Origin of the sequence: Maccoyibacter intestinihominis (assembly GCF_040096355.1) — a bacterium.
GTDB lineage: Bacteria > Bacillota > Clostridia > Lachnospirales > Lachnospiraceae > Maccoyibacter > Maccoyibacter intestinihominis.
The window spans coordinates 1-1494 of record NZ_JBBMEX010000031.1 but is presented as its reverse complement, the minus strand read 5'-3'; the positions used below and the strand labels follow the sequence as shown (position 1 = coordinate 1494).

Annotated in this window: 1 protein-coding gene and 2 pseudogenes; 1 reads left to right on the top strand and 2 read right to left on the bottom strand. The window is 38.8% G+C overall.

Annotated elements, in window-relative coordinates:
* Both WMO43_RS14050 and WMO43_RS14045 read right to left on the bottom strand, forming a co-directional pair.
* Nucleotides 1-539 (bottom strand): annotated as a pseudogene (locus WMO43_RS14050) (site-specific integrase); the annotation flags it as partial.
* An 86-nt stretch (nucleotides 540-625) separates the two neighbouring features.
* Nucleotides 626-1255: a helix-turn-helix domain-containing protein gene (locus tag WMO43_RS14045; protein WP_015520978.1), complete on the bottom strand. Its 630-nt coding sequence runs from the start codon at nucleotides 1253-1255 to the stop codon at nucleotides 626-628.
* Between the two features lie 174 nt (nucleotides 1256-1429).
* On the opposite strand from WMO43_RS14045, the pseudogene WMO43_RS14040 reads away from it, so the two are divergent.
* Nucleotides 1430-1494 (top strand): annotated as a pseudogene (locus tag WMO43_RS14040) (MerR family transcriptional regulator); the annotation flags it as partial.

The following is a 1494-nucleotide window of genomic DNA, read 5'->3' as shown; positions in this document are numbered from 1 at the left end:
ACCTCATCCGTCTGGTATTTCAGCTTAATATACTGCATCGGATTGAAAGTGATATATTGCTTTGGTGATACTGCAAACCGGAATGACTGCTGTAATACTGCCGAGAAAGAACGAATGTAATCTTTGCTATAACCTTTTCTTTCTGAACCATCTGGATAAGTGCCACCAAAGGAAAGCAGATCGAAGAAGGCTTGTAAATGCTCAGATGTTACATTTTTCAACTTTCTCTCTGAAATTGGATGCTTCTTGATGTTGGTAATTGCACCGAGGTAATTCTGGACTGTCCCATTACTGAGAGTACCGGTCTTTAATTCTTCCTCTGCCCATATATCAAGTAATTCTCCAACTGTAATATTTTCCGACTTTGCAATGAATTTTTTGCTTTCGTAATCGTCCATTGCCTGACGGAGCAGTTTTTCCGTTTCACTTTTGCTTTCTGTTCCAGCGTATTCTTTCTGAACTAGATTGCCGCTTGCATCTTCTACATAGAAGCGGTAGTACCATTTCTTTCCTTTTTTTCTTACAGATCCTTTTGCCATAATCGTGTGTCTCCTTTCGATATCAGACAATCGGAACTGATGAAATGCTTCTTGCGTGTAAGTATATCATAACTCCGGTTGTCGTTCTATACCGAATCGGAATCTTCATACAAAACTTCTGATAAAAGATTTTCAAGCCTTTGTTCTGCCATTTCCGGTTTCTTGGAATAGAGCCTTACAATATCTGCCATGTCATTAAAGGCATTAACAGTATGGGTGATCTCCCGGAGAAACATAATCTCGTTATATTCATCATTCGATTCAAACCCCATTACTTTTGCAATATCAGATTCATTCGTGCTGCCCTTGTAATTCTTGCAGGCAAACTGGAATGATTCCAGAAACAGGTTATATTGCTTTAACATTAACAGCAGTAAATCTTTTGAAAAAGCATCTTCCTTTTTACTAAGGTCGAGAGGTAGCTGTTTGAGAATATCGCCCATTGCATCACGAATCTGTAATTCTTTCTTATCCGTAATATCGGTTTCGTATTCATCGGTTTCACCTCTGAGCCATTCAATAGATACATGAAGTGCTTCCGAAAGACCTTCCAGCACCATCTTTTTGGTATTGTCAATCGAACCATTCTCATAACGCAGGATTGTGGAAGCTGTAACTCCCATCTTCTCTGCAACATAAGGCTGTGTCAGATTTAATTCCAGACGACGCTGTTTTGCCCTGCTGCCTATCAGCTTGCGTAATTCTTTATCTTTCATGCTGATTGCCTCCTTTTTCGGTATGTATGAATTATAGCATGTACCTCACGTAATTGCAATATGCAATCTAATGATTAATTTTAAAATTTCATAACGCTTGACAACGCAATATAAAACCGCTATACTAACAGCACAACAAAAATTGCATAATGCAATTTAATAGGAGGTGACAAGATGACGGAAAGAAAGATTGCATTATCCATCGAGGAAGCAGCCGACTATACAGGAATTGGCAGAAA

Bases quoted from the DNA above. Each gene is read 5' to 3' on its own strand.
- WMO43_RS14045 (WP_015520978.1), bottom strand. From the start codon at position 1,255: ATGAAAGATAAAGAATTACGCAAGCTGATAGGCAGCAGGGCAAAACAG.